The sequence below is a fragment of the Chryseobacterium sp. CH21 genome (genome assembly GCF_004119445.1).
Lineage (GTDB): Bacteria > Bacteroidota > Bacteroidia > Flavobacteriales > Weeksellaceae > Chryseobacterium.
The window spans coordinates 1-291 of record NZ_QICI01000068.1 but is presented as its reverse complement, the minus strand read 5'-3'; the positions used below and the strand labels follow the sequence as shown (position 1 = coordinate 291).

Annotated in this window: 1 protein-coding gene; it reads left to right on the top strand. The window is 29.2% G+C overall.

Annotated elements, in window-relative coordinates; all coding sequences use genetic code 11:
- The first annotated feature begins 112 nt into the window (after window positions 1-112).
- Entirely contained in the window at window positions 113-241 is a 129-nt protein-coding gene (locus BOQ62_RS23895) for a hypothetical protein (protein WP_262708345.1), read from the top strand.
- Window positions 242-291: the final 50 nt, after the last annotated feature.

The following is a 291-nucleotide window of genomic DNA, read 5'->3' as shown; positions in this document are numbered from 1 at the left end:
CTTATCTATGCTGAATATTTCGGCAACTCAAGAGCTGGTAAAAAAATAGAAGCATTAGAAAGTGAAAATAAAGCATTAAAAAAATTGAATATGGAAATGTATTACAGTACATTTGGAAGATAAGAAACTTAAAGGAAAACTATTTGTTTACGGTACTGAAGTATCTGATCTGAGAACAGTAGATTATGATGCCTTATCTATGCTGAATATTTCGGCAACTCAAGAGCTGGTAAAAAAATAGAAGCATTAGAAAGTGAAAATAAAGCATTAAAAAAATTGAATATGGAAATG